The organism is Amycolatopsis sp. NPDC049868, assembly GCF_044461365.1.
In the GTDB taxonomy this organism is placed as follows: domain Bacteria; phylum Actinomycetota; class Actinomycetes; order Mycobacteriales; family Pseudonocardiaceae; genus Amycolatopsis.
The window spans coordinates 310017-322951 of sequence record NZ_JBITKV010000001.1 but is presented as its reverse complement, the minus strand read 5'-3'; the positions used below and the strand labels follow the sequence as shown (position 1 = coordinate 322951).

9 protein-coding genes are annotated in these 12935 nt (G+C 69.4%); 3 read left to right on the top strand and 6 right to left on the bottom strand.

Annotation, left to right across the window (positions count from 1 at the left end):
* Positions 1 to 132 precede the first annotated feature (132 nt).
* The 4 genes from ACIBTM_RS01625 to ACIBTM_RS01610 form a co-directional block, all read right to left on the bottom strand.
* Positions 133 to 1539, bottom strand: a complete 1407-nt coding sequence (locus ACIBTM_RS01625; RefSeq protein ID WP_395875767.1) for an LCP family protein — start codon at positions 1537 to 1539, stop codon at positions 133 to 135.
* A 372-nt stretch (positions 1540 to 1911) separates the two neighbouring features.
* On the bottom strand, positions 1912 to 4074 hold the full coding sequence (locus ACIBTM_RS01620) for a phospholipase A2 (protein ID WP_395874516.1): 2163 nt from the start codon (positions 4072 to 4074) through the stop codon (positions 1912 to 1914).
* 76 nt (positions 4075 to 4150) lie between these two features.
* Positions 4151 to 5587, bottom strand: coding sequence for a GGDEF domain-containing protein (locus ACIBTM_RS01615; RefSeq protein ID WP_395874514.1), 1437 nt, complete (start codon positions 5585 to 5587; stop codon positions 4151 to 4153).
* A gap of 371 nt (positions 5588 to 5958) precedes the next feature.
* On the bottom strand, positions 5959 to 7173 hold the full coding sequence (locus ACIBTM_RS01610) for an MFS transporter (protein ID WP_395874512.1): 1215 nt from the start codon (positions 7171 to 7173) through the stop codon (positions 5959 to 5961).
* A 371-nt stretch (positions 7174 to 7544) separates the two neighbouring features.
* Between ACIBTM_RS01610 and ACIBTM_RS01605 the strand changes: the two genes are divergently transcribed.
* The gene (locus ACIBTM_RS01605) at positions 7545 to 8438 is read left to right on the top strand and encodes an SDR family NAD(P)-dependent oxidoreductase (protein ID WP_395874510.1); all 894 of its coding nucleotides are present in this window, start codon (positions 7545 to 7547) and stop codon (positions 8436 to 8438) included.
* 153 nt (positions 8439 to 8591) lie between these two features.
* On the opposite strand, the gene ACIBTM_RS01600 is transcribed toward ACIBTM_RS01605, so the two are convergent.
* Positions 8592 to 9248, bottom strand: a complete 657-nt coding sequence (locus tag ACIBTM_RS01600) for a maleylpyruvate isomerase N-terminal domain-containing protein (protein ID WP_395874508.1) — start codon at positions 9246 to 9248, stop codon at positions 8592 to 8594.
* A gap of 123 nt (positions 9249 to 9371) precedes the next feature.
* Positions 9372 to 11234: an AMP-dependent synthetase/ligase gene (locus tag ACIBTM_RS01595; RefSeq protein WP_395874506.1), complete on the bottom strand. Its 1863-nt coding sequence runs from the start codon at positions 11232 to 11234 to the stop codon at positions 9372 to 9374.
* A gap of 207 nt (positions 11235 to 11441) precedes the next feature.
* On the opposite strand from ACIBTM_RS01595, the gene ACIBTM_RS01590 reads away from it, so the two are divergent.
* On the top strand, positions 11442 to 11753 hold the full coding sequence (locus tag ACIBTM_RS01590) for a hypothetical protein (protein ID WP_395874504.1): 312 nt from the start codon (positions 11442 to 11444) through the stop codon (positions 11751 to 11753).
* On the top strand, positions 11737 to 12918 hold the full coding sequence (locus ACIBTM_RS01585; protein ID WP_395874502.1) for a kynureninase: 1182 nt from the start codon (positions 11737 to 11739) through the stop codon (positions 12916 to 12918). Before ACIBTM_RS01590 ends, ACIBTM_RS01585 begins: the two co-directional genes overlap by 17 nt.
* The last annotated feature ends 17 nt before the right edge of the window (positions 12919 to 12935 follow it).

Here is a 12935-nt window from a genome sequence, read left to right as displayed (position 1 = left end):
AGGGGGTTAAGCACCCCCCCCCCCCCCGGGGGCGCGCCGGTGCCGCCAACCCCACTTTCGGGACATCTGACGTCCTGAAAGTGGCTTTCGCGACACGCGGCCTGGAGCGACGTCCGGGCTGAGAGGAGCGCGTCAGTTGACGCAGGGCACGCCTTCGGCGGTGATCGGCTTCTCGTCGGACTGCTCGGGCGGCGGCGCCGCGGCCGACGAACCGGCGGCGTTCTGCGAGGAACCCGAGCCTTCGGCGCCGCTCGGCGCCTTGAAGTCCGAGCCGAGGAAGACCATCACGTGCCCGGCCTCGACACTCTTGTCCTCTTGGACGGTCGGGTTGCCGCCGAGCGCGTCGGCGACCGCCTGGCCCGCCGCCTTCTCACCCTTCGCGACCCAGACCACCGTCTTCTTGCGCGCGCTCGCGGTGGCCGTGTCGCCCGCGGTGAAGCCCTTGTCGACGAGCTGCTTCAGCACCGACGAGGCCAGCCCGTCCCGGTTCGTGGAGTTGCGGACGTCGACCGTGGTCGCCTTGTTGGCCGACTCGGCGGGCGGTGCCTGCTGCTGTTCGCCGGGCTGCGGGCCCGCGAGCCCCTGGACGAAGTTCTTGACCTGCTTCGGGTCGACCTGGATGGCGACGCCGTCGTTCGGGGTCTTGTACTCGATGTTGACGATCGGGATCGTCCGGAACTCGAGCTGACCGCCGGTCAGGCTCTTCATCTGCTGCGCGAAACCGAAGACGTCCCAGTTCTGGTTGAGCACGACCGACTTCTTGATCGCCGTGATCAGGTCGTTGAGCTTGCCGGGGTTCGCGAGCGTGCCCGCCGAGAGCACCTTCCGCGCCATCCCGGCCATGAACACCTGCTGCCGGACGACCCGGTCGAGGTCGCCGCGCGGCAGCCCGTGCCGCTGCCGGACGAAGCCGAGCGCCTCGACCCCGGAGATGGTGTGCGGGCCCTTCGTGAACTTCGCGCCGGAGAACTGGTCGTTGACGTCGTCGTTGAGGCAGACGTCGACCCCGCCGATGGCCTGCGTGATCTCGCTGAAGCCCAGCAGGTTGATGGCGGCGTAGTTGTCGATGGTCGAGCCGGTCAGCTGCTCGACCGTCTTGATCAGGGTCTTCGCCCCGGCCTCGTTGGCCTTCTGGTCGAGTTCCTTCGGGTCGGAGACGCCGTCTTCCTGCAGTTTCTTGCGCTCGTCGAGCATCGCGCGAGCGTAGGCTGAGTTGATCTTGTGCTTGCCGAAGCCACCGGGGATGTCGACGTAGGAGTCGCGCGGCAGCGAGATCGCGACGGCCTTGGAGCCGTCGTTCGGGATGTGCACGAAGATCAGCGAGTCGGTGTTCAGCTCGCCGTCGGCCTGTCCGGCGCGCAGCTGGGCCAGGACCTCCTTCGACAGCGGGTTGCCCTGCGCGTCCGTGCGGCTGTCGAGGCCGACCAGCAGGATGTCGCGGGCGCCATCGGCGGGCTTCTCGCCTTCGTCCGCGCCGATGCCGACGTTCGCGAAGGTCAGGCCGTCCATCGCGGCCCACGCGTACCCGGTCAGGCCCATCACCAGCAGCGAGACGAGGCCGAGGGCGATCTTGGGCCCGCGGAACGACCGTCGAGGGGCGCGCTGCGGGGCCGGGCGCCGGGGTGGCCGGCCCTCGGCCTGGCGGGCTCCATGGGGCGAGGCCGGGCGGGAAGGAACGCGTCCGGGCGCGTCCTGCCTAGGCCGGGCGGGACGTCGATCCCCATGCCCATTCCGAGGCGGGTACTCCACGCGGTCTGCTCCTTCTGGTCGTTACCGGTTCGACGGTCTCTTCAAGGGACGCATGGTGCCTGTTGCGGGTTGTCGCAGGATTACACATCCCCCCGAAGATGTGGCATGCACCACCGGTTTCTGTTCAATCGTACGGAGAATGCCTGGTCAGCGCCGTATGGGTCAGGGGAGGACACGCCGGGCCGCGCGGGCCGGGACCAGGGTGGCGGCCGCCGCGAGTACCGCGACGACGATCGTCGCGACCGGCAAGGCGACGGAAGCGGCGCTCACGTGCCGCCCGTCGAGGGCGGTCATCAAAGGCGGTGTGCACGCGACCGCGCAGACCAGCCAGGTCCCGGTCATCCGGCTCGTGCCGTTGCGCACGGTGTGCAGCAGATACACCCCGAGCAGCAGGTTGACCAGGCTCTGGACCGGGCCGAACCGGATCCCGAGGAGGTCGGCGTCGGCGGACGCGCCGCCGAAGCGGGTCAGCGCGAACCCGAACACGCCGAGCATCGCGTACGCCATGCCGACCGTCGCCGCCGCGCGGCAGAACACCATGGCGCGCAGGCCCGGCTCGTCGACCGCCCGCTGCTGCGGTCCCGAATGTCGCTCGAACCACCAGAAGACGAGCACGGCGGGCACGGCCAGCAGGGCCATCGCGAGCAGGATCTTCGGCCGGGCCAGCCAGCTGAGCCCGTCCACGAACGGCCCCGGCAGGTAGACGACCGCCACGAGCAGCAGCATCGCCGACAGGAAGCCGAGGTACAGGCTCATCGGGGCGCGCAGGACGAGGCGCGCGGTGGCGGCGACCGCCGGCCGTCCGCCGAGCCGGGTCAGCGGCCGGGCGAGCAGGCCGAGGAGCGCGAGCTGCACCAGGCCGAGCAGGAGCACACCCCACGGCGGACCCGAAAGCGCGGCCGGGGCGCCGGGACCGCCGAGCAGCATCGCTCCTTCGCCGCGGACGGCGACCGTGAGACCCAGCCCGGCGGCGCCGGTGAACGCCGTCGCCACCAGCACGCCACGCGGCGGGCGGACGTCGTCGGCGTGGGCGAACGCCAGTTGCTGGACGAACAGGGCGAGGAACAGCGTCTCCGCGTAGCGAGGGACGGCCGAGCCGGACCACTGCGCGGCCGCCTCGCTCGCCAAGGTCAGCCCCAGCAGCCCGGCGACGGAGGCGGCCCGCGTCCGGTGATACAGCGCCAGCAGCGCCGGCGCGAGGACGACGGTCAGCAGGAAGACGCCGAGCAGCCAGAGCGGATGCAGCGCGATCCGCATGACCGTGGCGTTCGTGCCCGTCGGGATCCCCAGCACTTCCAGCGCGAGCGGGACGACCAGCGCGACCACGGCGAAGATCAGCGCCGGGCGCAGCAGCGGGCTCGCCCGGTCGGCGAGGTACTGCGGGTAGCGGCCGCCGCTCGCGCGGATCGACCGCCAGCCGGCCTCGTTGATCCGGCCGACCGCGAAGAAGATGAGCGGACAGAGCTGGGCCAGCCAGGTGAACGGCCACAACGACCGCTCCGGCGCCCCCGCCCAGTGCGCGAGCGCGACGGCGGATTCGCCGAGCAGCATCAGCACGACACCGGCGACCCCGAGCAACGCCCACCGGCCGACCGCGACGACCGGCCGCGGCTCGCGGGGGAGCGTGACGGCGGTCCGGCGGGTGCGGACCCAGCCGCGGAGCCGGAACACCAGCAGCGCGCCGATTACCAGCACACCGACGATCATCGGGCCGAGGGGGTCGCCGACCGGCGGCCCCCAGCGCTGGTGCCACGAGTTGAGCACCAGACCGGCGGTATAGAGGGAGGCGACGACGTCGCACGTGCCGCGTGAGTCCATCGGATTGAGGACGCAGGCGTTGTGCATGTCGGCGGAGAGCCGGTCGTCGAGGGCGGCCCTGGCCTCCTGCCCGAGCGGATGACCTTTGCGCTCGGCATAGCGGAGGATGTCGTAGCCCAGGTCGTGGGCCTTGCAGGGGACCGCGTAGTCCCACTTGGTGTTGTCGTCGCCCCAGGGCGCCGAGCAACCGCCGTCGGTGTGGACGGCGCGCACGGTGCCGTCCCGCGCCGTCATCACCCCCGGGGTGATGCCGCTGACCGCGGTGAAATCGGCGGGCAGTTCGGCGAGCACGTTCTCGACCGGCCCCGGCCGCACCAGTGCGTCGACCGCGTTCTGCGCGGCGAGGAGATCACCTGTCGGTGGTCCCTGGTCCGGCGGCGAGGCGGGCCGTGACGCGATCAGACCGAAGCCGAACACCAGCACCGTGACCAGCAGTAACCAGCCCGAAGTCGACCATGGCCGCCGGATCCGGGCAGGACGAGCGGCGGCGTCGGCTGTCGCTGGCATGGCGTCAAGGGTGCCATCCGCCGATCGGGGCCGACATCCGGATAACCCCCCGGGTTCACCCCCAGGTGTCCCTGGGTCAGGTGACAGGCGGGGGCGCGGGCCGGTCCACGTCCTGGGCGAAGCGCACCTGGTTCCGGCCGTTCTCCTTGGCCACGTAGACGGCGGCGTCGGAGGCGTGCAGGAGTTCCTCCAGGGATTCACCGTGACGAGGGAACAGTGCCGCCCCGATCGAGGTGGTGCGGCCTGAGATGGTCACTCGGCTGCCCCTTTTGTCGGTAGTCACTATATGCAGTTCGGCGATAGCGCTGCGCACTCGCTCGGCGGCGAGTTTGGCGGCCGTTTCGTCGATATCCGGCAGCAGTACGAGGAATTCCTCGCCGCCGAACCGGCCGACGACGTCGGCGGGCCGGGTGACCTCGTCCAATTTCCGCGCCACATCGCGGAGGACGTCGTCGCCCGCCGGGTGTCCATATGTGTCGTTAATCCACTTGAAGTGGTCGAGATCAATCATCAGAAGTGCCAGGTTGTCGTCCGATCGGGCAGTCCTTCCGAGCGCCCGATCGGCCGACTCCGACCATCCGCGCATGTTGAGAACACCGGTTTTCGGGTCCGTGCGCGCGTCGTTTTGCAGTTGGTCGATCTCGGCGAGGCGATTGAACACCACCGTCACCACGGCCATCACGATCACCATCGGCGGCATGATCAACAGCAGCACCGCGGTGACCGCGCCGAGGCCGATCGTGATGGCCTCCAGCAGGTTGTCCGCCGCGTTGCCGAGCACGGTGGACAGCGACGGCCGCTTCGGCGAGCCGATCGCGAGGATGCCGCCGATGTAGGCGATCTGCACCGCTTCGAAGACCATCCCGGTGACGATCAGGACACCGAACTCGCCGAGGGTGTCCCAGCCGGAAATCCTTCCCCATTCATGCGGTCCGAACGCGGCGAAGGTGAGCGAGGCCAGTGTCACCGAAACGCCGTGGGTGACCGACGAGAACACGAAGTTGTGCGCGGGCCGCCGGGCGATGAACCAATGCTGGATCCGGACGATCGCGATGATGGAAAGCGTCAGTGAAAGCGGCAGGATGACCGCGGCCGGAAATGTCCATACCGCGGTGAGGTCGATGAGGACGGTACGGCTTCGATCTCGCCGTCTTTCCTCTTGCCGCTGAGTGAGCTGAATATGCGCCGTGGCGCCGACGGCGAGAATGGCGAAACGAACCCAGTCGATTCTTCCCGGATTCGTGGAATTCATCGTCGCGACGACCATGATCGCGATTCCGATGGCCTCCATCGCGAAAAGGAACGCGATGAACCGCTTCGGCCGCTGCCACAGCGCCCACGCCCTGGGATCGTAGGGATGGCGCTCCGGAGGTCCGGCCTGGTCACCTTCCGGGCTTGCCTGCCCGCGTTCGGTCACCGGTACACCGCTGTCCGCGGCGGCCGTCGCCGTTGCGTCGTCAAGGTCGCCGGTGCCGTCACCGTGCTGGCGACGGTCGCCGGTCTCGGCTGGCAATTGCTACCTCTTTTCCACCCGGACGGCACGGCTGAGTAATCTCACCGGTACCGACTGATACACCGTTCGTATTCCACGGCCGGTATCATCCCATCGCAACAGTTGTCCGACAGCGGCAAGGGTGCCCGCGAACACGGACCGGAGGTGGCAATCATGTCCCGTGATTTCTGATCTTGGCGGCTGAATGTTTTTCGAGACGCGTCGCGGAAGGGGTGACGGATAGTGTCCAGTCGTGACTTCTGAGCCCGGACAAGGTATTAGTTCGCAGCAACGAGGTGGCCGGGAGGTGTCGGACAGTGTCGAGCCGTGACTTCTGATCGAGAGTCGTTTCTTTTTGCCGAGGTGTGGAAGCAGTGTCCCGTGTGGATTCCTCATGACAGCAACGGTTCCGGACTGGATCCGTTGATGTGCCCCCAGCTGAGCGCGACCAGTACGGCCAGCAGCAGGCCGACCACGCCTGCCAGCGCGATGGCCGAGGTCGCCGCCCCGAGCCGATCGGCGGCCAGCCCGCCGAGTCCCGCCCCTATTCCTTGAGCCACCCGCAATCCCGTGCGGTACACCCCACCCGCACCGCCCCGGAGTTCGTTCGGGACCCACGTGATGAACGTGGCGCTCACCGTGATCAGGTACGCCCCCGCGGCACCCGCCGCCGCCAGCAGGAGCAACGCCGGAATCAGCCCCGGTTCGAGTGCGAAGGCGATCAGGGCGACCATCGGTAGTGCCGCCAGCACGCCGAGCAGCTTCCGCCGTTGTTCCGCGGAGACGAACCGGGACAGCAGGAAGGCCCCGATCACGAACCCCAGCGGATCGGCGGCCAGCAGCCAGCCGACGGCCTGTTTCCCCACACCCATCTCCGCGGCGAGCGGCGCGGCCAGCCCTTCGGGGATGACGGCGAGGCCGACCAGCCACGAGAACCAGATCAGCACCCGCAGGTGGCGGTTGCCGAAGACCTGCTTCACCGCGCCGAACCAGCTGCCGTTGCCGTTGGACGCCGCCGTCCGCCGGGAGACGGAGAAGCGGACCACGGCCGCGCTCAGCAGGAATGTCGCGGCGTCCAGTGCCAGCGCCCAGCTCGCCCCGACCTGCGACACCAGCAGGCCTCCGCCCGCCAGGCCGAGCAGCATCGCGGTGTTGGTGGAGATCCCGCGGATGTCCTGGCTCTTGAGATAGAGGTCGTCGTCGGTGAACACCTCGCGGGTCAGCGCGTTCTGCGCCGCGTTGCCGGGCGCGTTCGCGAGCCGCGCCAGCACCACCAGCCCGCACAGCAGGGCGAGCGGGGTGCCGGGGATCGCCATGATCGCGATCAGCACGCCTTGGATCAGGGACGAGACGACGAGAACGGTGCGCCGCGGGTAGCGGTCGGCCAGCTGGGAGAGGCCGAGACCGCCGGCCAGCGCGGGCAGGAAGGTCAGGGAGTAGACCACCGCGGAGAGCAACGCGGAGCCTGTCCGGTCGTAGACGAGGATCGCCAGCGCGACGATGGTGAGCTGATCCCCGATGAGGGACTGCACCTCGGCGAGCCAGAGTGCGCGGAACTCGCGGTTCGCCAGGGCGGCGGTCATCCGTGGCGCCGCGTTCATCTTCACTGCGTGACCACCTCCCCCCGATCGGGTGAACTTACTTCCCTCGCATTCTTGCCTGCCGTGTTACGTGGGCGACGAGGGAGTCACAGTTGCCGTCCCGCCGGACAACGTTCAGTATGCCTCCGGCTACAGGGAGACGAACAGAAGACCGGCCGATCCTTCGCCTGTTGGGCTGATCGGGCTACGCCGTCTGACCGGTGGGTGATGCCGGCCTGACTCGTCCGCGGGTATCTGCGCGCCGATCGCCCCGTCCTCGCTCGGCGCAGCCGGGCCGCCGTTCGCCGCCGCCGCGGTTCCGGCTGGGCCGAATGGGCCAACACTGAGTAGAGACCGGCCTGGAGGTGGAGGCCGGCTGGGTCAAAGGGGTGAAGGCGATGAACGGTTTGCTCGACGACAAGGCCGTCGTCGTGACCGGGGCGGGACGGGGCCTCGGCGAGGCGTTCGCGGTGCACGTGGCGAGGGCGGGCGGGGCCGTCGTGGTGAACGACATCGACGCCGAACTGGCCGAACGGACGACGGAGAACATCCGCAGGTTCGGCGGCAGAGCGGTCGCCAGCGGCCACAGCGTCGCTGATCCGAAGCAGGCGCAGGAAATCGTCGACCTCTGCCTCGCGGAGTTCGGCGCGATCGACGGGCTGGTCAACAACGCGGGCCTGAACTACGAGGCGTTGCCGTGGGAGGACGACGTCGAGCAGGCCCGCGAGCTGGTCGAGGTGAACGTCCTCGGCGTCATGTACACCGGGCTCGCGGCGATCAAGGCGATGGTCGCGCGGGGCAGGCCGGGCTCGATCGTCAACATCTCGTCCGGGGCGTCGCTCGGGCAGCGCAAACTCGGCGTGTACGCCGCCAGCAAGGGCGCCGTCGCGTCGCTGACCTACTCGTGGGCGCTCGACCTGGAGGAGAGCGGGATCCGGGTGAACGCGGTCTGCCCGCTCGCGCACACCCGGATGGTGTGGAAGTCCGAACGGTCGCTGCGGGCCTGCCCGCCGGACCGGACGCCGTCACGGATCGCGCCGGTCGTGCTCTTCCTGCTCGGTTCCGGATCCGACGGGATCACCGGGCAGATGATCCGCTGCAACGGGCCGCAGCTGCACATCATGGGACAGCCGTATCTGAAGCAGCCCATCCTCGAACGGCCGGTGTGGGACACCGAGACCGTGCAGCGCGCCTTCGACGAGGTCTTCAGCGCGCATCTGGAGAACTACGGCCTCGAAAAGCGTGTGCCACCCCGGCTGCGCAAGTGGACGGAATCGACCCGAACGGCCTGACACGCGTGATCCGGCGGACGACACGCGTGATCCGGCGGACGACACGCGTGATCCGGCGGACGACACGCGTGATCAGACGGACGACACGCGTGATCCGGCGTGTCGTCCGTCTGATCACGTGAGTCGTCCGTTCGATCACGCGTGTCGTCCGGTTTAGCCGATCACGAACGGCAGCTTCGCGGCCAGGTCGCCGAGTTCGGCCTTCTCGGCGTCCGTCGGCTGACGGCGGCCGGTGCCGACCAGCAGCGCGTCGGTGTCGGAGAACGACGCCGGGAAGGTCTCCCCGGTGCGCCGCTCCATGATCCGCCGCGTCTCGGCGAGACCGTCGGCGGCGGGGCCGTCGAGCTGCGGGAGATGCGCGACCAGGTCGAGGTGGTGCAGCGTCCACTCCAGGACGTACGCGGAGAGGAAGTCGCCCGCGGACAGGACGATGTCACGGGTGGCGACCCTGGCCGCCGGATCGGCGAGGCGGGCGGCCCGGCCGGCGGCGGAACCGACGTCGTCGAGGTGGAACTTGAGCAGCCGCGGTTCCTGGTACGCGGCGGCGAGCCGCACGATCAGCGCGTCGAGGTCGTCCTCCCCGGTGGGCGGCTTCTCGGAGACCTCCCAGTAGGTGACCGCGTCGCGCGTCGGTTCCGTGTCGGCGGGGGTGGCGAGGGTGATCAGGACGTCCTGGGCGTCGATCACCAGGTGACACACCAGATCCCGCACCAGCCAGCCGGCGCAGCCGGACGGCTTGTCGAAGTCTTCGTCGGGGGTTTCGGCGACGGCGGCGAGCAGTGCCGCCCAAGATCGGGAAAAGAGATCCACGGCGGCAAGTTAGCAGCGGTCGCCGGCCGGTCGCGACTCTTTTCGGCCCGGTCCGCGTGCAATGAACGGTCCTTTCCTTGCAAATTTCGCAAGGAAAGGACCGTTCCTGGCACGCGCGAGGGGTCAGGAACCGGCGGCCGGGGCGGGTTCGGGGGCGGCGGCGTACAGGTCCGCGATCGTCGGCGCGTACCGGTCGTTGATGACCCGCCGCTTCAGCTTCAAAGTCGGCGTCACCTCCCCGCTTTCCGGCGTCCATGCCTTGGGGATCACGTGATACCGCTTGATCTGCTCGATCCTGGCCAGCCGCGCGTTCGCCGCCTCGACGGCCTTCTCGATTTCCGCGCGGACCTCGGCGTTGTCGGCGAGCGATTCGCCCTCCGCGGGCTGGATGCCGTTCGCGGTCGCCCAGCCCGGCGCGATCTCGTCGTCGATGACGATCAGCGCCGTGACGTACGGCCGTTTCTCGCCGATCGCGACGGCCTGCCCGATCAGCGGGTGTTCCTTGAGCAGCCCTTCGATCTTCGTCGGCGCGATGTTCTTGCCGCTCGAAGTGATGATCAGTTCCTTCTTGCGGTCGGTGATGGTGACGAAGCCGCGTTCGTCGATCGTCCCGATGTCGCCGGTGGCGAGCCAGCCGTCGGCGTCGACGTCGGGTTTGATCGTGCCGTCCGCCTGCAGATAGCCGAGGAACACGATCGCGCCGCGGACGAGGAGTTCGCCGTCTTCGGCGACCTTCACCTCGATGCCCTCCAGCGGGCGGCCGACCGAACCGGCCTTGAACGCCGACGGTGTGTTCGAGGTGACCGCGCCGGTGGTCTCGGACAGGCCCCAGACCTCCTGGATCTCGACGCCGAGCCCGGCGATGAAGTACAGGATCTCCACCGGCAGCGCGGCGGCGCCGCTGGAGGCGACCTCGATCTGGTCGAGGCCCAGCATCGCCCGCACCGGCGCGAGCGCGGCGGCGTCGGTCTGCGCGATCTTCTCCGCGAGTTCCGGCGGCACCTCCTCGCCGTCACTGCGCAGTTTGTAGCCCTGCTGCAGCAGTTCGTTCGCGCCGATCAGGCCGTTCCGCTTCTCCTCCGGCAGCGAGCCGAGCAGGTTCTTCAAGCCCGCCACCATCTTTTCCCACACCCGCGGGACACCGAAGAAGCTCTTCGGGTGCACTTGGCCCAGCGCGCCGACGACACCCGTCGGGTCGCCGACGGTGTGCACGTGCCCGGCCCACACGATCGGCATGTAGATCGACAGTTCCCGTTCGGCGATATGCGCCAGCGGCAGGTACGCGATGTTCGTGGCGTGCATCGGGGAGTCGTGCAGTTTCTGGACGGCGACGGCCTGGTAGATCGCGTTGCGGTGCGACAGCACGACACCCTTGGGGTCGCCGGTGGTGCCGGAGGTGTAGATCATCGACAGCGGGTCGTCCGGGGTGATCGCGGACCACGCCGTCTCGAACGCCGCCGGGTCGGCCGCGTGCGCTTCGGCGCCCGCCGCGCGAAGATCGGCGAACGACAGGAATCGCTTGTCGTCCTGGGGGGTCACAGACGCGTCGAGCACGACGACATGCCTCAGCGCGGGCAGGTCGTCGAGGACCTGCGACCAGCGGCCGAGTTCGTCGGCACCGGCGAGGACGACGACACCGGCGGCGCTGTGCCGGGCGACGAACCCGATCTGCTCCGGGCTGAGCGTCGCGTACGCGGTGCAGGGGATCGCGCCGAGATGGGCGGCGGCGAGGTCGGCGATCAGGTGTTCCGGGCTGCTCGGCGCCATGATCAGCATCCGGTCGCGGACGCCGAGCCCGAGACCGGCGAGCCCGCGTGACACCTCCGCGATGGCGGTGCGGAATTCGGCCCAGGTCAGGGTCGGCTTGCCCTCGATGTCGAGTGACGTCACCGCCGGCAGCTCACCGAACTCCTGGGCGTTCCGGTGAAGCAGGGCGGGGATGGTCTGGCCTTCGATCTGCTCGGCGACGGTCGGCTGGGTGGTCAACGCTGGCCTCCTCGATGCTGCCTGATCAGGCACACTGTAAGGGCTGTCGTCAGTGCTGGATAGAGAATCGCGGCCACGGTTGCGCTACGCGAAATGTCCACCTTTTCCGTTTTCACCGCGTCAGCCCCGAACAAGGAGGAACCTCGGCGATGACCGGTTCGGCACGCGAGTTGACTGGCGGAGTTTCCTTCACCTCGCTTCGCGGCCTTGGCTTCGGGCGAGGGGCTGGCGCTCGCCGGGGAATCGCCCGGTTTCGAACCGCGCGCGGGCTGCCAGGCGTACCCGGCGTTCGTCGCCGCGATGCGCGAGCGGTACGGCTTCGACGACGAGGCATGCGCCTTCTTCGACTTCTTCGGCGCGCCGTCGCCCGAGCTCGAAGACCTGGCCGTCCGAGCCGTGCAGGCCGCGCTCGACGCCGGTGAACTGTCCGAAAAGGACGCCCGGACGCACGCGCGGCTTTTTCAGTCGTACGAACTGGACTTCTGGAACACGCTCGCCGACGATGGTGGCCGTGACTGACCTCGTAGCCGAGGCCGCGGCGCTGGACGCGGCCGATCCCTTGGCGCACAAGCGAAACGAATTCGACCTCGACGCGGCCGTCGCCTATTTCGACGGCAACTCGCTGGGCGCCCCGCCGAAACACGTGGCCGGACGGCTCGCCGCGGTCGTCCGTGAGCAGTGGGGTGGGCGGCTCATCCGGTCCTGGTCGGAGGGCTGGTGGGAGGCGCCGGTGCGGGTCGGCGAGCGGATCGCGCCGCTGGTGGGCGCGGCGCCGGGGCAGGTCGTCGTGGCGGACTCGACGAGTGTGAACCTGTTCAAGGCGCTGGTCGCCGCCATCCGGCTCCAGCCCGGCCGCGACGAGATCCTCGTCGACGCGGACACCTTCCCGACCGACGGCTACATCGCCGACGAGGCCGCCCGGCTGACCGGGCGCACGGTGCGCCGGGTCGTCGCCGAGGACCTGCCCGCCCAGGTGAGCGAGCGGACGGCCGTCGCGCTGATCAACCACGTCGACTACGTCACCGGGCGCGCCCACGACATGGCCGCGCTGACCGCGGCGCTGCACCGCGCCGGGGCGCTGGCGCTCTGGGACCTCTGCCACAGCGTCGGCGCGCTGCCGGTCGAGCTGGACGCGACAGGCGTGGACCTCGCCGTCGGCTGTACCTACAAGTTCCTGAACGGCGGCCCAGGGTCGCCCGCTTTCCTTTACGTGGCGACGAAATGGCTGGACCGGTTCGAGCAGCCGCTGGCGGGCTGGGCGGGCGACCGCGACCCGTTCGCGATGCGGGGCGCGTACGAGGCGCACGACGGCATCGCGCGTGGCCGGGCGGGCACGCCCGACATCCTTTCGCTGCTCGCGCTCGACGCGGCCCTCGACGTCTGGGACGGCGTGGATCGCGGACAGCTGCGGGAGAAGGGCCTCTCGCTCGGTGACTTCTTCTTCCGGTGCGCGGACGAGCTCCTCGACGGCGCGACGATCCCGACCCCGCGCGGCCGGGACCGCGGGCACCAGATCTCGGTGCTCGACGACGACGCGGCCAAGACGATGGCGGCGTTGATCGACCGCGGGGTGATCGGGGACTTCCGCCCGCCCAACGTGCTGAGGTTCGGGCTCGCGCCGCTCTACACGACTTACGGCGAGGTGCTCCGCGCCGTCACGACGCTTCGGGAGCTTCGGGGCTGAGCGCGGAGTGATACCCG